Origin of the sequence: Leisingera sp. NJS201, from assembly GCF_004535885.1 — a bacterium.
GTDB lineage: Bacteria > Pseudomonadota > Alphaproteobacteria > Rhodobacterales > Rhodobacteraceae > Leisingera.
The window spans coordinates 3244795-3267046 of record NZ_CP038234.1 but is presented as its reverse complement, the minus strand read 5'-3'; the positions used below and the strand labels follow the sequence as shown (position 1 = coordinate 3267046).

Below are 22252 nucleotides of genomic sequence, written 5' to 3'. Positions count from 1 at the left end.
GCCTTGGGCCGGGCACCGCACTGCGTGCGGAGCAACGGGGGCCTGCTGTGACGCCTCTGAGGGGCAGAAAAGGAAACGCCCGGCGCGGGGCCGGGTGTTTCAGCAGGGCAGACGCAGGGCTTAACGCTCCTTGACGTAAGGCTCGCCGCCAGCGCGGGGCGGAATCGCCTTGCCGACAAAACCTGCAAGAATCACCACCGTCAGCACATAAGGCAGTGCGTCCATCGCCTGCACCGGAATGGTGATGCCGCCCAGTTCGATGTTTTGGAACCGCAGCGCGACGGCCTGCAAAAGGCCGAACAGCAGGCAGGCGCCCATCGCGTGCCAGGGCCGCCACTTGGCGAAGATCAGCGCCGCAAGCGCGATGAACCCGCGCCCCGCTGTCATGTCCTTGACAAAACCTGCCTGCAGGGCGGTGGCCAGATAAGCACCGGCAATGCCGCACAACAGGCCGCAGATCATCACTGCCGCGTATCGCAGGCCAACAACCGAGACGCCGGCGGTATCTACCGCCGCCGGGTTTTCCCCCACCGCACGCAGGCGCAGTCCAAAGCGGGTGCGGAACAGCACCCACCAGGTGGCAGGCACCGCCAGAAAGGCGATGTAGACCAGGATTGAATGCCCCGATAGCAGCTCGGAATAGACCGGTCCCAGTCCCGGCACGCCGGACAGGCTGTCGGCAAAAGGCAAGGAGACCGGGCCAAACCGGCCTTCGCTGATCAGCGAAGGCGTACGGCCGCCCTGCTGGAACCAGTCCTGTGCGATCAGCACGGTCATGCCTGCCGCGAGGAAGTTGATGGCCACGCCGGAAATCAGCTGGTTGCCGCGGAAGGTGATCGACGCCACCCCGTGCAGGCCCGCCAGCACCAGCGAGGATCCGATACCGGCCAGCAGCCCCAGCCAGACATTGCCGGTGACGGCAGCGACAGCGGCGGAAAAGAAGGCTGCCATCAGCATCTTGCCTTCCAGGCCGATGTCAAAAATGCCTGCGCGTTCGGAAAAGAGGCCCGCGAGGCAGGCCAGCAGCAGCGGCGTCGCCAGGCGGACGGTGGAATCCAGCAGTTGGATGATCGTCAGGAAATCCATCAGCTCCGCCCCTTCCGCGCCGCCAGGAAGATCTTTTCAAGCGGCATTCGCACCATGTTGTCCAGTGCGCCCGTGAACAGGATCACCAAGGCCTGGATCACCACAATCAGCTCGCGCGGGATCGAGGTCCAGAGCGCCAGCTCGGCGCCGCCCTGGTACAGGAACCCGAACAGGATCGCCGCCAGGAATACGCCGAACGGATGGTTGCGGCCCATCAGTGCCACCGCGATGCCGATGAAACCGGCGCCTTCTGTGGCATTCAGCACCAGCCGTTCAGCCTCGCCCATCACATTGTTGACCGCCATCATGCCGGCCATCGCGCCGGAGATCAGCATCGCGATCATGACAGTGCGCACCGAAGAAATGCCGGCATAGCGCGCGCCCGGTTCCGATTTGCCAAGCGAGCGGATTTCATAGCCCAGCGGCGTGCGCCAGATCAGCAGCCAGATAAACAGGCAGGCGCCGACGGCAACCAGCAGGCTGACATTGGCCGGTGCCGATTTGGAAAAGCTGATGCCGACCGGGGCCAGCAGCTCATGCAAAGACGGCAGATGCACAGCTTCGGGAAACCGCGCGGTGGCCGGGTCCATCGAGCCTTGGGGGCGCAGCACATTGACCAGCACATAGTTCAGCACCGCTGCTGCAATGAAGTTGAACATGATGGTGGTGATCACGATATGGCTGCCGCGCTTGGCCTGCAGATAGGCAGGGATCGCAGCCCAGGCGGCGCCGAAAATCCCGGCGCCGAGGGCGGCAAAGACCAGTGCCAGCGACCAATGCGGCCAGGGGATCAGCAGGCAGACCAGCGCCACGCCAAGCCCGCCCAGCATCGCCTGGCCTTCGCCGCCGATGTTGAACAGGCCTGCATGGGCAGCAACCGCCACCGCAAGGCCGGTGAACATGAAGTTGGTGGCATAATAGAGCGTGTAGCCCCAGCCATAGGTGGACCCCAGGGCGCCATCGACCATCAGTTTGACCGCGGCGACCGGGTCTTCGCCAATCCCGAGGATCACCAGGGCTGACAGGATCGCGGCCAGCAACAGACTGATCAGCGGGATCAGGACCACATCGGCCCATTTCGGCATCTTTTCCATTTACGCGGCCTCCCCCGCGACACCGGCCATCAACAGGCCCAGCTCTTTCTCGTCGGTCTGATCGGCGGGGCGTTCCCCCATGATCATGCCGTCAAACATCACCGCAACCCGGTCCGCCAGCGACAGGATTTCCTCCAGCTCGACCGAGACCAGCAGGATCGCCTTGCCCTGATCGCGCAAGGCCACGATCTGTTTGTGAATGAACTCAATGGCGCCGATATCGACGCCGCGGGTCGGCTGGCCGATCAGCAAAAGCTCCGGGTTGCGCTCAATCTCGCGCGCGACGACGATTTTCTGCTGGTTGCCGCCGGAAAAGCTTTTGGCGGCCAGCCAGGGATCCGGCGGGCGCACGTCGAACTTTTCCATCTTGGCTTCGGTATCCGCCCGCAGGGCGGCATTGTCCAACAGCAGTCCGTTTTTGTAGGCCGGATCGCGGTGATAGCCAAAGGCCACGTTCTCCCAGGCGTGGAAGTCCATGATGAGGCCCTCGCGCTGGCGGTCCTCCGGCACATGGCCGATATGGGCGTCCCGCCGCGCACGTGCATCCGCGCCATGGCCTTGAAGCGGCAAAGGGGTGCCATGCAGTTTGATGCTGCCGCTGCCCGCGCGCATGCCGCCCAGAACCTCCAAAAGCTCCGACTGGCCATTGCCGGCTACCCCTGCGATGCCGACAATCTCGCCTGCGCGCACCGTCAGGTTGATACCCTTGACGCGTTCAACGCCGGCTTCATCCACTACCCGCAGGTTTTCAATCTCAAGGACCGGCGCCCCGGGCCGGGCGGGCACCTTATCCACCCGCAGCAGCACCTTGCGGCCGACCATCAGCTCGGCCAGGTGTTCGGGGCTGGTTTCAGCCGTTTTGACGGTGGCTGTCATCTGGCCGCGCCGCATCACCGAGACCGTGTCGGTATACTCCATAATCTCCCGCAGCTTGTGGGTGATCAGGATGATGGTTTTGCCTTCGGCGCGCAGCCGGTCAAGGATGCGGAACAGCTGATCGGCCTCGGACGGCGTCAGCACGCCGGTCGGCTCGTCCAGGATCAGGATCTCGGCCTTGCGGTACAGCGCCTTGAGGATTTCGACACGCTGCTGCATGCCGACGCCGATCTCGTCGATGCGGGCGTCGGGGTCCACAAACAGCTCATACTCCTCCTCCAGCGCCTTCAGCTCCTTGCGGGCGCGGCGCAGAGAGGGCATCAGCATGCCGCTGTCCTCGGCGCCCAGCACGATGTTCTCCAGAACGGTGAAGTTCTCCACCAGTTTGAAATGCTGGAACACCATGCCGATGCCGGCAGCAATCGCCGCCTGGCTGTCGGGGATCGCAGTCCGCTGCCCCTTGATCCAGACCTCGCCTTTGTCGGCCTTGTAAAACCCATAGAGGATCGACATCAGCGTTGATTTGCCGGCGCCGTTTTCCCCGATGATCCCGTGAATGGTTCCGGGGGCGACGCTGATCGAGATGTCCTTGTTCGCCTGGACCGGGCCAAAGGCCTTGGAGATGCCTTTGAGTTCAATGGCGGGGGCGGTCAATCGGGCTCTCCCATGCCTGTAAATCCGATCAGCCGCACCACTTTGCCGTCTTCAAGATCAGCAAAATACTGGCCGCGCACCATGCGCTTGCCATCCTTTTCGAAATCCACCGTGGCGCGCACGTGGCCGTGGTGTTCCGAGACGGCAACCACCTTGGCCGCGGCACCGGGCATCATCGCGCTGAACTGCGCGACATATTCCAGATAGGCATCGCGCCCTTCGATTGGGGCAGGAGAGTTGGGATCGGAGTAGTAAAAACGAGGCCCGATGGCCGCGTCCGTTTTTGCAGCGCGGCCTTCAGGCGTTGGGTCGCCCCAGGCCGCAAACAGAGTGTGAAGTGAATCCGTCATGGCCTGGGGCTTTCTCTTTAGAAGCTCAGCGCGGGGCAGCTGTCATCCGCCATGTAATCGTGCACCTTGATCTCGCCCGAGGCGATCTTGGCGGCAGCTTCATCCACGGCGGACTGCATCTCAGCCGAGACCAGGGAAGCGTTGTGCTCGTCCATGGCATAGCCGACACCGCCATTGGACAGGCCCATGACAGAGAAGCCGGTCTCCATGTCCGCGCCGTCGGTGAAGGCCTCAAACACGGCGTTGCCGACCTTCTTGGTCATCGAGGTCAGCACTTTGCCCGGATGCAGGTGGTTCTGGTTGCTGTCCACGCCGATCGACAGAATGCCTTCATCGGCCGCGGTCTGCAGCACGCCGACGCCAGTGCCGCCTGCCGCGGCATAGACCACGTCAGCGCCTTGGCTGATCTGCGCCTTGGTCAGCTCTGAGCCTTTGACCGGGTCGTTCCAGGCCGCCGGGGTGGTGCCGGTCATGTTGGAAATCACGTTGGCGTTCGGATTGGCCGCCTTGACACCTTCGGCATAGCCGCAGGCGAATTTTCGGATCAGCGGGATGTCCATGCCGCCGATAAAGCCGACGGTGTTCGATTTCGACGCCATCGCCGCCATCATGCCAACCAGATAGGAACCTTCGTGCTCGTTGAACACAACCGAGCGCACATTGTCGCCCTCAACCACCATGTCGATGATGGTGAATTTGGTGTCCGGGTAATCGGCTGCCACCTGGCCCAGGGCATCGGCAAAGGCAAAACCCACCATCACGATCGGGTTGGCGCCGGCCTCGGCAAAGCGGCGCAGCGCCTGTTCGCGCTGGGCTTCGGACTGCAGCTCGATCTCGCGGTAGCTTTCGCCGGTTTCAGCGGCCCAGCGCTGGGCGCCGCCGTGTGCTGCCTCGTTAAAGCTTTTGTCGAACTTGCCGCCCAGGTCGAAGATCAGCGCAGGCTCGGCCAGTGCGGCGCCTGCGGTCAGGGCCAGCGACGCGGCTGCGCCCGTCAGCGATTTCATCAGGGTCATCAGGTTAACTCCCACTGTCATTATTGTTGGATGCAGCGGGGGGTCTCCGCTGCCCGGCCCCGTTCAGGCCTTAAAGGGTGCGGCAATTTAGCCTGCAGGTCGGGGAGGGGGTCAACCGCTTTTTGACCAAATGGTGCGGAATCCGCGCAACTGGCCTAAGGTAACGCTTTACGCATCAGGATCGCGTCCGCTGCGGCGGCACCCTGGCGGAGGTAGTAGCCCTTCCGGCGGCCGCACTCCGCGAATCCGCCGGCCCGGTACAGTGCCTGCGCCGGGGCATTGTCCTCGGCCACCTCAAGGAAGGCTTCGGCGGCCCCGCGATCCCGGACGGCTGATTCCCACTCGGCCATGCAGCGCCGCGCCAATCCCTGGCGCTGATGCGCGGGATCGGTGGCAATTGTCAGCAGTTCCGCCTCATCCGCAATTACCCGCACCAGGGCAAAACAGCGCGCATCACCGGCGGCGAAAACCAGCGGGCTGTCCAGCAGGGAGGCGAATTCAGCAGCGCGCCACGGGCGGGACCGGGTAAAGGCCGCGGCATGGGTCGCGGCCATCTTCTTTGGTGTCAGCGGTTCACTCATCAATCAGCGCAGGCGGAACATCGCTGGACGGCGCCGCATCTGCAGCGCGCAGGTACAGCGGTGCAGGCGGATCAGTCACGGCGCGGAACCGTGCAGCGGCAATGCGCGCAACAGCTTCGGCAATCCCTGCCGGGCTTGCCACGGGCGCAAAGGCCAGCCCGGCACCGCGGGCGGCATCTTCAGCCTCCTGGCGCGGCATCAGACGCGGTGCTTCGCCGGGCAAGGCGGCATAGACCTGATCGCGCGGGGCGGGCACGGCGGGCAGGGTGCCCTCGGCGGCGCGGGCCTCAAACCCGTCGACGCCCACCGCCGGCACCTCCAGCCCCAGCGCCAGGCCGCGGGCGGCGGAAACGGCGATGCGGATGCCGGTGAAATTGCCGGGGCCGATGCCAACACCAATCGCATCCAGATCCTGCCAGACAGCGCCGCCTTCGGCCAGCACCTCCTCCAGCAGCAGCATCAGCCGCTCAGCCTGGCCGCGGGTCATTTCCTCAAGCCGGGAGGCCAGCACTGCGTCGCCGCGCAGCAAAGCGGCCGCACAATGCGCGGCCGATGTGTCAAAACCCAGAACCAGCGGTTCGGACGTCATGGTTTGTCCTTTCGCAGCCAATCAGACAGCAACCGGGCGCACCTCGGTGACTTCCGGGATGTAATGGCGCAGCAGGTTCTCGATGCCCATCTTCAGTGTCAGGGTCGAAGACGGGCAGCCGGCGCAGGCCCCCTGCATATGCAGATAGACCACACCGCGGTCAAAGCCGTGGAAGGTGATATCGCCGCCGTCCTGGGCCACCGCCGGGCGCACGCGGCTGTCCAGCAGCTCCTTGATCTGGTTGACGATTTCTGCGTCCTCGCCGGAATGTTCGGCATGGCCCGAGGCCGGATCGGCAGAGCCGTCCGCCATCACCGGCTGGCCGGACTGGTAATGTTCCATCACCGCGCCCAGGATGGCGGGTTTGATATGATCCCACTCAATGCTGTCCGCCTTGGTCACGGTCACAAAGTCGTTGCCGAAAAACACACCGGTCACGCCGTCTACCGCAAAGATGCGGGAGGCCAGCGGCGATTTGCCTGCGGCATCAGCACTGGGGAAATCAGCGGTGCCTGCTTCCAGAACGGTCTGGCCCGGCAGGAATTTCAGCGTCGCCGGGTTGGGCGTGGATTCAGTCTGAATGAACATGTCGGGTCTCCGTTAAGCGTGCCCCCGATATGCGCTCTGCGGCCCGCCAAGTCAAGATTTGGAACTATTCTAAATCGTTCGGGCTGCGGCGTGATCCAAAGCCTGTTCCAGCCGGTCGTCGCCCCAGAACAGTTCTGTGCCGCTGGTGAAGCTGGGCGCGCCGAAAATGCCTGCGACACTGGCCGCTTCGGTCTGTGCGCGCAGTGCCGATTTGATTTCAGGCGATTGCGCGCGGTCCAGCAGGTTCGCATCCAGTCCAGCTTTGTGCAAACAGTCCAGCAGAACGGGTTCAGCGGAGATATCGGCCCCGTCGCCGAACTGGGCCAGATACACGGACTGGGCAAAGGCTTGGATCCGGTCCTGTTCCGATGCGGCCAGCGCCAGCCGTGCGGCCATCAGCCCGTTTTGCGGAAACGGATCCGGGTGGCAAAAGGGCAGGCCGCGGGCTGCGCAGATCCGCTGCATGTCGCGCCACATATAGCGCCCTTTGGCCGGGTAGAGGTTGAACGGCGACGTGTCCCAGCCCTGGGCGGCAAAGATGGGACCCAGCAGAAACGGCTTCCAGATAACAGCAATGCCGCGCGCTTTGGCGGCGCTGCTGATCCTCATCGCGCTGAGATAGGAGTAAGTGGAGGCAAATTCGAACCAGAAAGCGACACTGCGTTCCATTGGCTTTGCCCCCCAAAGACTGTCAGGTAATCGCTTCCAGCTTTTCTTTCGACAGATCGCCCGGCACAATCGTGATCGGAACCGGCAGGGCGCCGGATGTTTTGGTCAGCTGAGTGACCAGCGGTCCCGGTCCTTTGCGCCCGGTGCCGGCTCCTAGCACAAGCACGCCGATTTCCGCGTCGTCCTCAATGTACTTCAGAATTTCGGGCACCGGTTCGCCTTCGCGGATCACCAGATCGGGGTCGACGCTTTGGCGGTCGCGCATCCATTTGGCAAAGACTTCGAAATGGGCGTGGATCCGCTCCCGCGCCTCTTCCCGCATCACTTCGCCGACACCGATCCAGTGGTTGAACTCGTCGGGCGGGATGACTGACAGGATGGTCACGCCCGCGCCGGTATGCGCTGCCCGCATCGCGGCAAAGCGCATTGCGTTCAGGCATTCGCGGCTGTCATCCAGGACCACTAGGAATTTGCGCATCTTCGCTCTCTCGTTGTTCCGCCGCGGATCATGAACCAAGCAGGCGCATCAGGCAATAGAGCCACAACTGCTTGGCCGTTGCGTTCATCTGGCTCTAGGCATACCGCCAGTCAGGCTTGAAGGGGCGCTCCCGCTCCCGCAGGAGTTTCCGGCTGTGCCGGAACCCCCTTGGCAGCATTGGGCCGGGCGCCGCGCAGATGCGCGGCATTGCACCGTGCGCAGGCACGGTGCAATGCCCAACCGCTTCACGGGCTTTTGCAAAAAAGGTCGCATGCGGACGGGAGCCTCCTCCGGCAGCGGTGCGCGCAGAACGTTATTGCTGGCCGGACGCCCAGTCCCAGTACGTTTCGCGTACCCGCTTGGCCACGGGACCGGCCTGATACCGGCACCCGTCAAAGGCGGTGACTGGGGTGATCTTGCTCATATTGCCGGAGAGAAAGACCTCGTCGGCCTCTTCGAAGTCCTGGTAGCCTAGCACGCACTCATGTACCTTGATACCGTCTGCGCGCATGTGGCCGATGTGGCGGGCGCGGGTGATGCCGGCCAGAAACGTGCCGTTTGGGATCGGCGTGAACACCTCACCATCACGCACCATGAAGACATTGCTGGTCGCGGTTTCCGCCACATTGCCCATCGCATCCAGCGCCAGCGCATTGGAGAACCCTTTGCTGCGTGCCTCCCGCAGCATCCGGGCGTTGTTGGGGTACAGGCAGCCGGCCTTGGCATTCACCACCGCGTTTTCCAGGACGGGACGGCGGAAGCGGGTGCGGGTGAGCGTTGCCGCAGCAGCTTCCGGCGCCATCGCGATTTCCTCCAGAGTGACCGCAAAGCAGGTGCTGTCCGCCTTGGGGGCGATCAGGGTTTCATCCCCGCCGGCCGCCCAGTACATGGGCCGGATTTAGACCGTAGCACCTGGCGCAAACGCCTCCAGCCCTTCGCGGACGACCTCCACCATCCGCTCTGCCGAAAGCATTGGCGTCATCATCAGCGCCTGGGCCGAAGCATTGGTGCGGGCGCAGTGCAGGTCCAGATCCGGGGTCGCCCCGTCAAAGAGCCGGGCGCCATCAAACACCGAAGATCCCAGCCACATCGCATGATCCTCGGCCCGCAACACCGCCAGGTTGCCATCATGCCATTTGCCTTCGAAACAAGTCCGGATGGTGCTGCCCGCGGCCATTTCATCGCTCTCGCTTTACGCCGCGAAACCCAGGCAAAGTTGGCGCGGCCGTTCAGGCAGGCTTGCGTTCCAGATGGCTGAAAGAGCGGCCTTGAGATGCGCAAGTGTCATGTTTTTCAGTGCTTTGTGCGGCGTGCGCCGCGGATCTGAGGTGGCGTCTTGCAGGTCAGTAATGCTGCCCATTTGTTTCGCGCGCGAAACATTCGGACAGTAATGCTGACCTGATCAGCTTTTACCTGTGCTGCCGGCAGGGTCCTGCGCGCCGCAAGGCGCGCCCGGCCCAACCGGGCAAGCGCATCTTGATGCGTGCAGGCCCGGACGGGAGTGCCTGGCTCCGGTTTGCTACGCAGCCGGTTTCAGCCCGGTCTTGTCAAGAATGGCCCCGGCGTCCTGCTGCCATCGGGCTTTCAGCCCGGCATTCGGGGTGCGGCGCAGCCCCATGGCCTTGAGCCCTTCGAACTTCTCCGAGGCCTCCTGGCCAAAGCTTGCGGCGACCCGCGGCCACCAGTAATCTGCCAGCTCCTGCAGGGCATCGGCACCTTGCGCCTCCACCAGCACCATCAGGCCTTCTTCGGCCAGTTCAGCATGGTGCGCCTCGACGGGCAGAATGGCGCGGAAGGCTTCGGCCAGCGGCTGGTAGGAGACATGGGACAGCTCCTCCAGCTGCAGTGCCACCGCACGGCCCATCAAGAGGTTCATCATCACCGCATCGGCCCAGCCTTCCAGCGGGTAGTTGAACACGGCAAGCCGCATGTCGTGCTTGGTCCGGCTCTGGCCGATATCCGCGCCGCGCTCCAGCCGGGCGGTCCAGGGGTGGTGGTCGGCATAACGCTCAATATCCGCGCCGAAGTCGCCCATGATGCGCAGGACTTTTTCGGCGCTGTCGTTTTTCTCCAGCACGATCCTGGCGGCGGCGATGCGCGCCTTTATGCCCGGACCTTCGTTGATGATGTCGGCAAAGCCGGCGGCCCCTGCCAGTTCGCTGTCGACAAAGGTTGCCATCATCTTCATCAGCTCGGCGCGGTAGCGCGGCGGCACGTTGGAAGGGTTGCTGAGCACGCCGCCCTGAGCCAAGTAGTTCTCAATACTCATGTCATCAGTCATGATCCGTTCTCCCTTGGGCAGGCGTTACTGGTCGTAATCGACCACGACGTTGTCAGTGACCGGATAGGCCTGGCAGGACAGCACATAGCCCTTTTCTACTTCGTAATCCTCCAACGCATGGTTGGCGACCATCTCGACCTCGCCCTCCAGCACCTTGCAGCGGCAGGTGGAGCAGACGCCGGCCTTGCAGGCGTAGGGCGCATCCATTGCGTTCTCCAACGCTGCATCCAGCAGGGTCATGTCCTTGCCCATGTCGATGGTCTGGGTCGCGCCGTCCAGGGTAATCGCAGCCTTGGTCTGATTGGCGCTGCTGGCAGCATCACTTGCGGCGGCCTTGCGTTTGGCGCGGCCCGGCTGGGCAGAGGCGAACAGCTCAAACTTGATCTGGCTGTCGTCCAGACCGGCAGTGCGCAGCGCGGCGGCGATGCCCAGCATCATCGGTTCCGGGCCGCAGATGAAGGCGGTGCCGACCGATTTGATATCTATCCAACGCTCAAACAGTTGGGCGCATTTCTCCTCGGTCACCAGACCGGTGAACAGGTCGATCTCCTGGGCGTCCGATTCCAGCACATGGATCACGTTGAAGCGGCCCATGTAGAGGTTTTTCAGATCCTCCAGCTCCTCGCGGAACATGATCGTGTTCACACCCTTGTTGGCGTAGACCAGTGTGAAGGAGGCGTTCGGCTCTGCCGCCAGCGTGGTCTTAAGGATCGACAGAACCGGGGTGATGCCGGAACCGCCGGCAAAGCCCAGATAGTGCTTCTCGGCCGCCTCATTAAGCGGGGTGAAGAAGCTGCCCATCGGCGCCATCGCCTGCAGGGTGTCACCTGCTTGCAGATCAGTATTGGCCCAGGTTGAGAAGGCGCCGCCGTCGACGCGTTTGATGCCGACCTGCAGGATGCCTTCGTCACGGCCGGCACAGATCGAGTAGCTGCGGCGCAGCTCCTCGCCGTCAAAGTCGCGGCGGAAGGTCAGATATTGGCCTTGGGTGAAATTGAACGTCTCCGCGGCGCCGCCTGCGGGCTTCAGGGTGACGACCACCGCATCGCGGATGGTTTTGCGGACGTCGGTGACTTCAAGGTCGTGAAAGCGCGCCATCAGGGTCTCCTCAGATGCACTTGAAATAATCAAAGGGTTCTAGGCAGTCCTGGCAGCGCCAGTGGGCCTTGCAGGGGGTCGAGCCGAACTGGCTGACTTTGGTGACTTCTGTACTGCAGCAGTTGGGGCATTTTTCCGGGCCGCCTGCGGCCTGGGGCGGGGCGATGCCGTAATCCTCCAGCTTGGCGCGGCCTTTCTCGGACAGCCAATCGGTGGTCCAGGCGGGGGAGATCTGGGTCTTCAGTTTCAGATCGGTGATGCCGCGGTCCCGCAGGGCGGTTTCGATATCCAGGGCGATCACTGCAGTTGCCGGGCAGCCGGAATAGGTCGGGGTGACGCTGACCACGAGGGTTTCCCCTTCCCAGGCCACATCGCGGATGATGCCCAGATCCACCAGCGAGATCACCGGGATTTCCGGATCCGGCACGGCGTCGAGCCACTCCCAGATCTGGTTGATGCTTGGCTGAGTTGTCACTTGGCTCATGCGGTTTATCCTTGCTATGCACCGCCCGGACGATAGGCCGGGCAGCCCCCGACCTCCCCCACGGGAGGGGGCTTCACCCCCACCCGAGGCCGGGGGCCGCCCTCAGTTCTTTGGCTGTGGCCTTACCACTTGGCGCCGGGATAGGCGCGCTGCAGCCATTGCATCTGGGTCAGCAGATGGCCCAGATGTTCCGTGTGCATGGCACCGGTGCGCCCGCCCTTGTGGGCGAAACGGCTGTCCGGGACGGTGAGCGTTGCGTCGCCCAGGATGCGGGAGACCAGCGCGTCATATTCCTCGCGCAGGGAGGCCGGATCGGGTGCGATGCCCGCTTTGACCATTTCGGCGTCCACATCGTCGGACTGGAACATCTCGCCGACGTAGGGCCACAGATAGTCCAGCGCTTCCTGCATGCGCCGGTGGCTTTCCTCAGTACCGTCGCCCAGGCCCACAACCGTATCGGCGGAACGTTCCAAGTGATAGGCCACCTCTTTCGAAGCCTTCTCAGCAATCGCGGCAACGCGTTCGTCCGAGGATTTCATCAGCCGGCCCAGCTGGATCGAGTGCCAGGCGTCAAACAGGAACTGGCGCATCAGGGTGCGGCCGAAGTCGCCGTTCGGCACCTCCACCAGCAGCACGTTGCGGAAATCCCAGGCGTCACGCAGGAAGGCCAGGTCGTCGGCAGATTTGCCGTCACCTTGTACCTCAGCCGCGAGGCCGAGCCACATCTGGGTCTGGCCGATCATGTCCAGCGCGGTGTTGGCCAGTGCAATGTCTTCTTCCAGCACCGGCGCATGGCCGCACCATTCGCTGACCCGGTGGCCGAGGATCAGGGTGTTATCGCCCATCCGCAGCAGAAACTGAGTGAATGCGTCTTCGCGGGTCATTACATTGCCCCCACTTCTTCGGGGATGTCGAAGAAGGTCGGGTGGCGGTAGACCTTGGACTCGGACGGCTCATAAAGCGGGCCCTTGTCGCTGGGCGAGGAGGCGGCGATGTGGTTGGCTTCCACCACCCAGATCGACACGCCTTCGTTGCGGCGGGTATAGACGTCGCGGGCGTTCTTGATCGCCATCTCGGCGTCGGGCGCGTGCAGGGAGCCGACGTGGCGGTGGCTCATCCCGTGCTGGCCGCGGATGAAGACTTCCCAGAGGGGCCATTCGTTTTTCATGTCTTAAATCCTCCTGGCTGAGGGGGCGCCGCCGCAGTGTTCAAGAACGGGCAGAGCGCCGGAATGCTTGGGGTTATTCGGCAGCGTGCTTTTGCGCGGCCTTCTTTTTAGCATGCGCCAACAGTCCGTCGCGGACCCAGGCGCCGTCGTCCCAGGCCTTGTTGCGGGCGGCAAGGCGATCCACGTTGCAGGGGCCGTTGCCCTTGATCACGTCAAAAAACTCGGACCAGTCCGGGTCGGTGTAGTCATAATGGCCGCGTTCCTCGTTCCACTTCAGGTCCGGGTCGGGGACGGTGAGGCCAAGGTATTCGGCCTGCGGCACAGTCTGGTCGACGAACTTCTGGCGCAGCTCGTCGTTGGTGTTCATCTTGATCTTCCAGGCCATCGACTGGGCGGAATGGACCGAGTCCTTGTCGGACGGTCCGAACATCATCAGCGACGGATACCAGAGGCGGTTCAGAGCATCCTGGGCCATTTTCTTTTGCGCCTGCGTGCCCTCGGCCATCTGGCGGATGGCGTCATAGCCCTGGCGCTGGTGGAAGCTTTCTTCCTTGCAGACGCGGATCATCGCGCGGGAATAGGGGCCGAAGGAGGTCCGCTGCAGCGGCACCTGGTTCATGATCGCAGCACCATCGACCAGCCAGCCCACCGCGCCGATGTCGGCCCAGTTCAGTGTCGGATAGTTGAAAATCGAGGAATACTTCATGCGGCCGTCCAGCAGCATTTCGGTCATCTCGTCGCGGGACACGCCCAGCGTTTCCGCCGCACAATACAAGTACAGGCCATGCCCGGCCTCATCCTGCACCTTGGCCAGCAGGATCGCCTTGCGTTCCAGCGTCGGCGCGCGGGTGATCCAGTTGCCCTCGGGCAGCTGGCCGACGATTTCGGAATGCGCGTGCTGGCCGATCTGGCGGATCAGCGTCTTGCGGTAGCCTTCGGGCATCCAGTCCTTGGGCTCGATCTTCTCGCCCGCGTCGATGCGCGCCTGAAAGGCCGCCAGCTGTTCCGGATCGTCCTGGGTCGCTTCGGATTTGACCATCTGAGCATACATGTCTGGGACCTCCCTTGGGTTTGTTACACGCGTTCCAGGATCAGGGCGGTGCCCTGTCCGACGCCGACGCACATGGTGCAAAGCGCATAGCGCCCGCCGGTGCGTTGCAATTGATACGCAGCGGTCAGCACCAGCCGGGCGCCGGACATGCCAAGCGGGTGGCCCAGTGCAATTGCACCGCCATTGGGATTAACATGGGGCGCGTCGTCGGCAACGCCAAGTTCGCGCAGCGTCGCAAGCCCCTGCGCGGCGAAGGCCTCGTTCAGTTCGATCACGTCCATCTGGTCGATGGTCAGGCCGGTGCGGGCCAGAACCTTGCGGGTGGCGGGCACCGGGCCGATGCCCATGATGCGCGGCTCAACCCCGGCAGCGGCCATGCCGACGATGCGGGCCATGGGCTTCAGGCCGTTTTTGGCAGCCGCCGCCTCATTCGCCATCAGGATCGCCGCGGCGCCGTCGTTGACGCCGGAGGCATTGCCTGCGGTCACAGTCTTGTCCGGTCCGTTGACGCCCTTCAAGCTTGACAGCTTTTCAGCTGAGGTGCCGGGGCGGGGGTGTTCGTCGGTGTCCACCACCAGCGGATCACCTTTGCGCTGGGGGATTGTCACCGGGGTGATCTCGCCGCTGAAAATGCCTGCCTCATGTGCTGCGGCCCAGCGAGCCTGGCTGCGGGCGGCAAATGCGTCCTGATCTTCGCGGGAAATACCATAATCCGCCGCGACATTATCGGCGGTCTGCGGCATGGAATCGGTGCCGTACATCTCGTGCATTTTCTTGTTCACGAAACGCCAGCCGATGGTGGTGTCATAGACCGCATTTTCGCGGGTGAAGGCGGAGGTTGCCTTGGGCATCACAAAGGGAGCGCGCGACATGCTCTCAACACCGCCGGCGATGGCCATGTCATAGTCGCCCGCCTTGATACCGCGCGACGCCATGCCGACCGCGTCCATGCCGGAGGCGCAAAGCCGGTTGATGGTGGTGCCGGGCACGGTGGCAGGCAGGCCTGCCAGCAGGGCGGCCATGCGGGCCACGTTGCGGTTGCTTTCGCCGGCCTGGTTGGCGTCGCCCAGGATCACGTCATCCAAGGAACCCCAGTCCGCATCCGGGTTGCGCGCCGCCAGGGCGGCAATCGGCAGAGCAGCAAGGTCATCGGTCCGCACCTGGCTCAACGCGCCGCCGTAGCGGCCGATCGGGGTGCGGGTGGCATCGCAGATGAAGGCATCCATGGGTATTCGCGTCTCCTGTGGCGGCGGCAGGGATAAGCCGACCGTTGGGTCGGTGATACGCTGGAAGATGATTCGCGGCAAGTTAAATGTAACGGAAAAGTTCCAAGGACCAAAATTATGTAACGAGTCCTGCAGATTTCAATCCTTCGCCGATACATGCGCTGTGACCCGGTTTTAAAAATCAATGCAGTGCAGGACGTCGTTGGGGCAGCGTCTGTCCTGAACCTGAAAATGAGTGAGGCCCGATTTCTTAAAGCCGTGGCTGAGATAGAAGGCGATGGCGCCTTTGTTTTCTGAGTTGGTGGCCAGCCACGGGGCGTCCCAGCCGTTGGTGCGGCACGCCTCGATCCCTGCAGAAAGCAGGGATTGTCCCAGGCCCTTACCCTGGTGCCGGGGCTGCACATAAAGCGTGGAGATCTCAGTTTCTGAGCTGCTGCCGCCTGGGCACGGGTTGCCATGTGACACCCGGATGTAGCCGTCTATTCCTTCCCTGTTTTCTGAAACAAGCAGCGTTTCCGCAGGTTGGTTCACAAGATCAAGAAAGTGTTCGCGGGTGAATTGGCCAAGCGCATAGTCCGCAAAGATACTGCTGATGCCTTGGCGCAAATATGTGCCAATCCACACTTCGATGGAGAGCACCGCCAGACAGGAGGCGTCTTCGCTCCGGGCTGCGCGGATGGTTCCGGGATCGGGTGTATCGTTCATGTTGTGTCTTGCCTTTGGAAATACTGCGGGCAGGGAGTGCGCCGCGGGGGCTTGGCTGGTGAGGTAATTCATCCTCGCCATTTTGCTTCACGTGTTCAATAATCCCGGAACTTACCGGGAGGCGCCGATGAACATTCTCTACATCATGTTCGACCAGCTGCGGTTCGATTATCTAAGCTGCGCTGGCCATCCGCATCTGCACACGCCCCACATTGATGGGCTGGCGGCCAGGGGCGTGCGCTTTACCCGCGCCTATGTGCAATCGCCCACCTGCGGCTCGTCGCGGATGTCGAGCTATACCGGGCGCTACCCGTCCAGCCATGGTGTGCAGTTCAACAGCTACCCCTTGCGGGTGGGCGAGTGGACCATGGGCGACCACCTGCGCAAGGCGGGCATGGGCTGCCACCTGATCGGCAAGACGCATATGGTGGCGGACGCCGAAGGGATGCAGCGGCTGGGGCTGGCGCCGGACAGCGTGATCGGTGTGCGCCAGTCGGAATGCGGGTTCGACCCGTGGGTGCGGGATGACGGGCTGTGGGCGGAAGGGCCGGACGGATTCTATGACCAGAAACGCAGCCCTTATAATGAGTACCTGAAGGAAAAAGGCTACCCCGGCCAAAACCCCTGGAACGACTTTGCCAATGCCGGCACCGAAGGCAAGGAGATCGCCTCGGGCTGGTTCATGGCAAATGCGGATAAGCCTGCCAATATCGCCGGGGAAGACAGTGAAACCCCTTGGCTGACAACTCAGGCGATGGCGTTCATCGATCAGGCCGAGGGCCCTTGGTGCGCGCATCTCAGCTATATCAAACCGCATTGGCCCTATATCGTGCCGGCGCCGTATCACAATATGTACGGGGCGGAGCATGTGCAGCCAGCTGTGCGCTCGGACGCGGAACGCGACGCGGCGCATCCGGTGTTTGATGGCATGATGAACAACCTGATCGGCAAGACCTTCAGCCGGGACGAGGTGCGAAACAAGGTGATCCCCGCCTATATGGGGCTGATCAAGCAGGCCGACGACCAGATGGGCCGTTTGTTTGCCTGGCTGCAAGATACCGGCCGGATGCAGGACACGATGATTGTGGTGACCTCGGACCATGGCGATTATCTGGGCGATCATTGGCTGGGCGAAAAGAACCTGTTCCATGACCCCTCCATCAAGGTGCCGCTGGTCATCTATGACCCGCGCGCGGAGGCTGATGCTGCACGTGGAACAACCTGCGATGAACTGGTCGAGGCGATCGACCTGTTGCCGACTTTCCTGGAGGCGGCGGGCGGCGATCCGGCGCCGCATATCCTGGAGGGGCGCTCGCTGATGCCCTTCCTGCGCGGTGAAACCCCGGACTGGCGGGGTTATGCAATTGCCGAGTTCGACTATTCCACCATGCCGCTGTGCGAAAAGCTGGGGCTGGAGCCCAAGGATGCGCGGCTGTTCATGGTGGCGGACAAGCGCTGGAAGTTCATGCATGCCGAAGGCGGGCTGCGGCCGATGCTGTTCGACATGGAGTGCGACCCGGAAGAACTTGTGGATCTGGCCAAGGGTGACGCGCATCAGGAGGTCATTGATTTGATGTATGACCGGCTGCTGGAATGGGGCCTCAGGATGTCGCAGCGGATCACCCTGTCGGATGCGCAGATCAAGGCGCGCCGGGGCAAGTCGGGGCGCAAGGGTATCCTGCTGGGCGTCTATGAGGCGGATGAGGCGGCGCCGGAGCTGACAGAGAAATACCGCGGGCCGGTGCCGCAATAATCGCCCCGGACTTTTCATCTTTGCACAAATACTCCGGGGGAGCCCGCAGGCGGGGGCAGGCCCCCCCTTTGCGCGTTGCCATGCAAGGAACGCAGGCATAAATTGGCCGCAAACGCATCAAGGGCGGCGCAATGGCAGGTCAGACAGAGCAGGTTCTGAACGCAATCCTTCAGGACATCGAGGCGGGCCGGCTGGTGCCCGGCGCGCCGCTGGAGGAGAGCGAGCTGGTGGACCGTCACGGTGTTTCCCGCACGCCGGTGCGGGAGGCCTTTATTCAGCTGGAAGCAATCGGGCTGATCAAACGGCTGCCGCGCAAGGGGGCGGTGCTGTTCAAGCCGACGCTGGAGGAGTTTCTGGCAATTCTGGAAGTCCATGCCCGGCTGGAGGGCCAGGCGGCGGCACTGGCAGCGCGGCGGCTGTCTCCGGTCCAGGCCAGGGAGCTGGAGGCGGCGGTTGCGGCATGTGAAAAGCATGCAGCGGAAAAGGGCGACGGTGATCCGGCCGGTTACTACCAGCTGAACCTGCGGTTTCATGCCTGTGTGGCCGAAGGGTCGGGCAACCCCTTTCTGGTCGAGATGATCAAGACCAATGCGCGCAAACTGATGGCCTATTACCGGGCGCGCTACCGTTATCCCGGCGCCATTGCCCAATCCGCCAAGGAACACCGGGAGATTGCTGTGTTGATCACTGCCCATGACCGTGAGGAAGCGGAGGCGGCGATGATATCCCATGTTCAATTCGATCAGGTCACGGTGATGGATCTGCTGGCCGCGCTGGGCTGAGACTGCGGTGAACGGGGCCTTGCTGCCCTGTGCCTCCCCTCTCGGCGGCAAAGCCGCCTGCCGGGCAGCGGGACAGGGGTATTTTTAACCAGAAAGAAGCTGCAGGGTCAGGGTTGCCGGGCCTGCTCGAAGAAGCGGGCGAGGCTTTCGGCAAAGGCTTGCTGGTCTGAGCGCCCGGCTAGGCTGTCCAGCGCGCGGGCGTATGCTTCGGGGCCGAGGGTCTGCTGCATTTCTTTGGTCAGCGCGGTAATGAAGTCATGCGTCATTTCCGGGTGGTGCTGGGTTGTAAAGATGTGGCTACCCAGGGTGAAGCCTGTGTTGACACCGCCGCTTGCGCTGAATGCGGCGGCACCCATTGGCAGCTTGCGGACGCATTCGCAGTGGGAGCCGTAAAGCTTCACCTCATCCGGCAAAGGTGCAGCCCAGTCCGGGCGGTTCAGCAATTTGTTGCGGGTCAGCCCGTGCACCCAGCCGTCAGGGTTGAGATCCATGCCGCCGCCAAGGGCCAGCGCGATGGCCTGATGGCCGAAGCAGGCGCCGAACAGCGGGAAATTCCGGGCATGGGCGTCGCGGATCAAGTCCAGCAGCTGCACCACCCAAGGCGCGCCGGAGCGGACCGAGGCCGGGCTGCCGGTGATCATGGCGCCGTCGAATTCAAACAGATCCTGCGGGAAATCTCCGTCTTTCACGGCAAACACCGAAGTACGCCAGCCTGGCCGGGCTATCCGGATCAGACCGGTGAACTTTTCCCCGTCCTTTGGATGCCTTTGGGCAAATTCGCTTTCGTCTGTGTTGGTCATCAGGATGGCCAAGTGCATGAGAGTGCTCGCAAGATTATCATTTACATATTTACGATCATTATTAATATACATACGTAAGCAAGCTAGGGAAGCCCGCAATGACAGTTTGGACCCCCACCGATGACGGCTATGCGGATCTGAGCAGCCATGATGCCTTTGCCGATGGTGCGCCGCACAACACTTTTGCACGGCTGCGGCGCGAGGATCCGCTGCACTGGACCGAATATGCAGGTGGTGCGAATTTCTGGTCGGTCACCCGCTATGAAGACATCACGGTGATGAACAAGAACACCGAAGTGTTTTCCTCTGCCCGCGGGATCCGGATGGAGGATCAGTCCTACGAGGAATACCTGGCGCGGCGCACCTTTCAGGAAACCGATCCGCCGGATCATTCCAAGGTGCGGATGAAGCTGCTGAAGGCGTTCTCAAAAACCACCATGGCGCAGTATGAACAGGATATCCGCGGCCTTTGTGCGGAGATTCTGGATCAGGCGCTGGCCAAGGGGGAGTTCGACGCCACCAAGGAGATTGCCCGGCAGCTGCCGATGCGGATGCTGGGCCGGGTGGTGGGCCTGCCGGAGGCGGACCTGCCCTGGCTGGTGGAAAAGGGCGATGCGCTGATTGCGAATACCGATCCGGATTTCACCTCGCATGTGCTGGACAAGATGCAGACGGATGAGTTCCGGATGATGCCCTTCAATTCTCCCGCCGGAGCGGAGTTGTACGTCTATGCCAAAGAGCTGATGGAGGCGAAAGCGCGCAAGGGGGATACATCCGGCGTGCTGAACCTGATCCTGGAGCCGGCCAAGGATGGTTCGGTCATTACTGAAACCGAGTTCCGCAATTTCTTCTGCCTGCTGGTCGCAGCGGGCAATGACACCACCCGTTATTCGATTGCCGCCGGGATCCAGGCGATGTGCCATCAGCCGGAGCTGCTGGCGCAGATGCAGGCGGGCGGCGCGGTATGGGAGACCGCGGCAGATGAGATCATCCGCTGGGCCACGCCTGCGCTGTATTTCCGCCGCACCGCGACGCGGGATGTGGAGATGCATGGTAAGACCATCCGGCAAGGCGACAAGGTGCTGTATTGGTTTGCTTCGGCGAACCGGGATGAAGGGTATTTCGAGGATCCATTTCACGTGAATCTTCACCGCAGCCCGAACCGCCATTTGTCGTTTGGCCAGTTCGGCCCGCATGTCTGCCTGGGTATGTGGCTGGCGCGGCTGGAGGTGACGGTGCTGTTCCAGGAATTGGCCAAACGGATCACTCATATCGAGGCGGCGGGGCCGCACAAGTTCCTGCGCTCGAACTTTGTCGGCGGAATCAAGACGCTGCCGGTACGGGTGAAGGCTGCCTAGCAAATGGGTTGTCTCACAGGAAAGACTCCGCAAAAACCGCTAAATATGTTAAGTAACACGGCACGGGACGCGATGCGAAGACTGACCAACAGCGAAGGACCTTGAGCCATGAAGACCCGCCTGCGCGCGATGTTTTGCGATCACCTCAGCATCATGCGGGGAAAATACCTGCCGAATTCCAAGATCGGCGATGACTCGACCCGGTTCTGCCGGTCGGTGTTTGGCACCCATTACGACAGGGACCTGCTGGATGCGCCGGGCGCGATGGTGAAACAGGGCCTGCCGGACATGGAGCTGAAATGGCTGCATGACGATATCCGCGACAGCTGGCATGCCTCGACCAAGGTGGTGCTGGGGGATTTATATGATGATGAGGGTCAGCCGCTGCCGCTGTGCCCGCGCGGGGCGCTGAAACGGGCGGTCGCGGATTGGCAGAAGCATGGGCTGAAACCGAAGGTTGGGATCGAGCTGGAGGCCTTTGCCCTGCAGGCGGATGATCGCGGGCGGCTGATGCCCTATGATGCGCCGGGCGGGGTGGTTTACGGTACCGGGCCGTTTGCCGATCCGTTGCGGTTCAATGACCGGATTTGGGCGATGGCGGATGACATGGGGTTTTCGCTCGACATGATCACCGCCGAATTCGACAGCCCGCAGTTCGAATACACGCTGACCTTTGATGACGCGGTGAAGGCTGTGGATGACATTGTACTATTCCGGCTGATGGCGCGGGAAGTGGCGCTGGAATACGGCATTGTCCTGACCTTTATGCCGAAACCAGTGGCTGAGGCCGGCGGTTCGGGCATGCATATCAACTTCTCTTTTAATGATGAGGCGGGCGGCAATGCGCTGTCCGCGGGGCCGCGGGGAGGACCGGAGCATATGAATGACCTGGCGCGCGGCTGCCTGGCGGGGCTGTTGCATCACCACAAGGGGCTGGCGGGGCTGATTGCGCCAACCGCCAACAGCTATATGCGGCTGCAGCCGGGATCACTGTCGGGGTATTGGAGGAACTGGGGCGGCGATCATCGCAATGTGACCACGCGGATCAGCTCCGAGGGCGGCGCCAAAGCGCGGCTGGAGCACCGGATGGCGGATGCTTCGGCCAATCCCTATACTGCGGTGGCGGCTGTGCTTCATGCTGCACGGTTGGGGGTGGAGAGCAGCCATCAGCTGCCGCCGATGGAAACTGGCGACGGCTTTGACCGGACTGACGCACGCGACGGCACGGCGGCTGATCTGAAAGGGGCCGTGAGTGATCTGGAGAAGGACACCGTTCTGGCAGAGGCTGTCGGGCCGGAACTGGTCGCCAACCACGTCTTCATGAAACGCAAGGAAGTGCGCAAGACCCGTGACCTGGAAGGCGACGGCATGCGTGATTTCTACGTTCATTTTATCTGATATTCGCGTAAGGGCTCCCTGCAAGGGACATGGAAACGGGCGCGGCTGCGGCAGCTGCGCCCGTTTCCGTATCACGCCACCGCGCCGCGCCAGCGGCGCTGCCGAAGGCGCGGGCCCGAAGCAGATGCTTCGGGCCCGCCATGGTATCCGGTGGCGCCGCTGGCGCGGCG

At 62.7% G+C, this 22252-nt stretch carries 23 protein-coding genes and 1 pseudogene; 4 read left to right on the top strand and 20 right to left on the bottom strand.

All coding sequences use genetic code 11. The features are described 5' to 3' along the window. Positions 1-120: 120 nt before the first annotated feature. The 19 genes and pseudogenes from ETW23_RS15915 to ETW23_RS15825 all read right to left on the bottom strand — a co-directional run bounded on the left by ETW23_RS15915 (position 121) and on the right by ETW23_RS15825 (position 16063). On the bottom strand, positions 121-1086 hold the full coding sequence (locus ETW23_RS15915) for an ABC transporter permease (protein WP_134830587.1): 966 nt from the start codon (positions 1084-1086) through the stop codon (positions 121-123). After that, positions 1086-2180 (bottom strand): ABC transporter permease, encoded by a 1095-nt coding sequence (locus ETW23_RS15910; RefSeq protein ID WP_129369912.1) that lies wholly within the window; start codon positions 2178-2180, stop codon positions 1086-1088. The genes ETW23_RS15915 and ETW23_RS15910 overlap by 1 nt, the downstream gene beginning before the upstream one ends. Next, on the bottom strand, positions 2181-3710 hold the full coding sequence (locus ETW23_RS15905; protein WP_134830586.1) for an ABC transporter ATP-binding protein: 1530 nt from the start codon (positions 3708-3710) through the stop codon (positions 2181-2183). Further along, positions 3707-4060 carry a nuclear transport factor 2 family protein gene (locus tag ETW23_RS15900; protein ID WP_134830585.1) on the bottom strand — a complete coding sequence of 118 codons (354 nt, stop codon included), beginning with the start codon at positions 4058-4060 and terminating at the stop codon, positions 3707-3709. Before ETW23_RS15900 ends, ETW23_RS15905 begins: the two co-directional genes overlap by 4 nt. 17 nt (positions 4061-4077) lie before the next feature. Then, positions 4078-5073, bottom strand: a complete 996-nt coding sequence (locus ETW23_RS15895; protein WP_134830584.1) for a BMP family protein — start codon at positions 5071-5073, stop codon at positions 4078-4080. A 155-nt stretch (positions 5074-5228) separates the two neighbouring features. Continuing rightward, positions 5229-5654 carry a GNAT family N-acetyltransferase gene (locus tag ETW23_RS15890; RefSeq protein ID WP_237455265.1) on the bottom strand — a complete coding sequence of 142 codons (426 nt, stop codon included), beginning with the start codon at positions 5652-5654 and terminating at the stop codon, positions 5229-5231. After that, entirely contained in the window at positions 5647-6243 is a 597-nt protein-coding gene (gene tsaB / locus ETW23_RS15885; protein ID WP_134830583.1) for a tRNA (adenosine(37)-N6)-threonylcarbamoyltransferase complex dimerization subunit type 1 TsaB, read from the bottom strand. The genes ETW23_RS15890 and tsaB overlap by 8 nt, the downstream gene beginning before the upstream one ends. Positions 6244-6264: 21 nt before the next feature. After that, positions 6265-6831: a NifU family protein gene (locus ETW23_RS15880; RefSeq protein WP_129369917.1), complete on the bottom strand. Its 567-nt coding sequence runs from the start codon at positions 6829-6831 to the stop codon at positions 6265-6267. Positions 6832-6900: 69 nt separating this feature from the next. Next, a complete protein-coding gene (locus ETW23_RS15875) occupies positions 6901-7500 on the bottom strand; it encodes a 2-hydroxychromene-2-carboxylate isomerase (protein WP_134830582.1) in 600 nt (199 codons plus the stop codon). A 22-nt stretch (positions 7501-7522) separates the two neighbouring features. Next, a complete protein-coding gene (locus tag ETW23_RS15870; protein ID WP_129369919.1) occupies positions 7523-7978 on the bottom strand; it encodes a universal stress protein in 456 nt (151 codons plus the stop codon). Between the two features lie 313 nt (positions 7979-8291). Beyond that, positions 8292-9155, bottom strand: a pseudogene (locus ETW23_RS15865) (branched-chain amino acid aminotransferase). A gap of 342 nt (positions 9156-9497) precedes the next feature. Continuing rightward, positions 9498-10259 (bottom strand): Phenylacetic acid catabolic protein, encoded by a 762-nt coding sequence (locus tag ETW23_RS15860; protein ID WP_134830581.1) that lies wholly within the window; start codon positions 10257-10259, stop codon positions 9498-9500. Positions 10260-10283: 24 nt separating this feature from the next. Beyond that, positions 10284-11357, bottom strand: coding sequence for a 2Fe-2S iron-sulfur cluster-binding protein (locus ETW23_RS15855; protein ID WP_134830580.1), 1074 nt, complete (start codon positions 11355-11357; stop codon positions 10284-10286). A 10-nt stretch (positions 11358-11367) separates the two neighbouring features. After that, positions 11368-11841: a 1,2-phenylacetyl-CoA epoxidase subunit PaaD gene (gene paaD, locus ETW23_RS15850; RefSeq protein ID WP_134830579.1), complete on the bottom strand. Its 474-nt coding sequence runs from the start codon at positions 11839-11841 to the stop codon at positions 11368-11370. Between the two features lie 122 nt (positions 11842-11963). Continuing rightward, a complete protein-coding gene (gene paaC, locus ETW23_RS15845) occupies positions 11964-12725 on the bottom strand; it encodes a 1,2-phenylacetyl-CoA epoxidase subunit PaaC (RefSeq protein WP_134830578.1) in 762 nt (253 codons plus the stop codon). Continuing rightward, positions 12725-13009 carry a 1,2-phenylacetyl-CoA epoxidase subunit PaaB gene (paaB, locus tag ETW23_RS15840; RefSeq protein WP_014879084.1) on the bottom strand — a complete coding sequence of 95 codons (285 nt, stop codon included), beginning with the start codon at positions 13007-13009 and terminating at the stop codon, positions 12725-12727. Before paaB ends, paaC begins: the two co-directional genes overlap by 1 nt. A gap of 73 nt (positions 13010-13082) precedes the next feature. Beyond that, entirely contained in the window at positions 13083-14060 is a 978-nt protein-coding gene (gene paaA / locus ETW23_RS15835) for a 1,2-phenylacetyl-CoA epoxidase subunit PaaA (protein ID WP_118069580.1), read from the bottom strand. Positions 14061-14083: 23 nt separating this feature from the next. Next, complete coding sequence (gene pcaF / locus ETW23_RS15830; protein ID WP_134830577.1) at positions 14084-15286, bottom strand: 3-oxoadipyl-CoA thiolase; 1203 nt, start codon at positions 15284-15286, stop codon at positions 14084-14086. A gap of 174 nt (positions 15287-15460) precedes the next feature. After that, positions 15461-16063: an N-acetyltransferase gene (locus ETW23_RS15825; RefSeq protein WP_348773146.1), complete on the bottom strand. Its 603-nt coding sequence runs from the start codon at positions 16061-16063 to the stop codon at positions 15461-15463. A 55-nt stretch (positions 16064-16118) separates the two neighbouring features. Here ETW23_RS15825 and ETW23_RS15820 point away from each other — a divergent pair, with 55 nt between their 5' ends. Together ETW23_RS15820 and ETW23_RS15815 are read left to right on the top strand one after the other, a co-directional pair. Then, positions 16119-17744, top strand: coding sequence for a sulfatase-like hydrolase/transferase (locus ETW23_RS15820; protein WP_134830576.1), 1626 nt, complete (start codon positions 16119-16121; stop codon positions 17742-17744). A 131-nt stretch (positions 17745-17875) separates the two neighbouring features. After that, positions 17876-18526, top strand: a complete 651-nt coding sequence (locus ETW23_RS15815; RefSeq protein ID WP_129369928.1) for a GntR family transcriptional regulator — start codon at positions 17876-17878, stop codon at positions 18524-18526. 107 nt (positions 18527-18633) lie between these two features. Here the strand turns inward: ETW23_RS15815 and ETW23_RS15810 are convergent, their stop codons facing one another. After that, positions 18634-19344 carry a type 1 glutamine amidotransferase gene (locus ETW23_RS15810; RefSeq protein WP_134830575.1) on the bottom strand — a complete coding sequence of 237 codons (711 nt, stop codon included), beginning with the start codon at positions 19342-19344 and terminating at the stop codon, positions 18634-18636. Between the two features lie 80 nt (positions 19345-19424). Here ETW23_RS15810 and ETW23_RS15805 point away from each other — a divergent pair, with 80 nt between their 5' ends. Together ETW23_RS15805 and ETW23_RS15800 are read left to right on the top strand one after the other, a co-directional pair. After that, positions 19425-20684, top strand: a complete 1260-nt coding sequence (locus ETW23_RS15805) for a cytochrome P450 (protein ID WP_134830574.1) — start codon at positions 19425-19427, stop codon at positions 20682-20684. A 108-nt stretch (positions 20685-20792) separates the two neighbouring features. After that, positions 20793-22082 carry a glutamine synthetase family protein gene (locus ETW23_RS15800; protein ID WP_134830573.1) on the top strand — a complete coding sequence of 430 codons (1290 nt, stop codon included), beginning with the start codon at positions 20793-20795 and terminating at the stop codon, positions 22080-22082. The last annotated feature ends 170 nt before the right edge of the window (positions 22083-22252 follow it).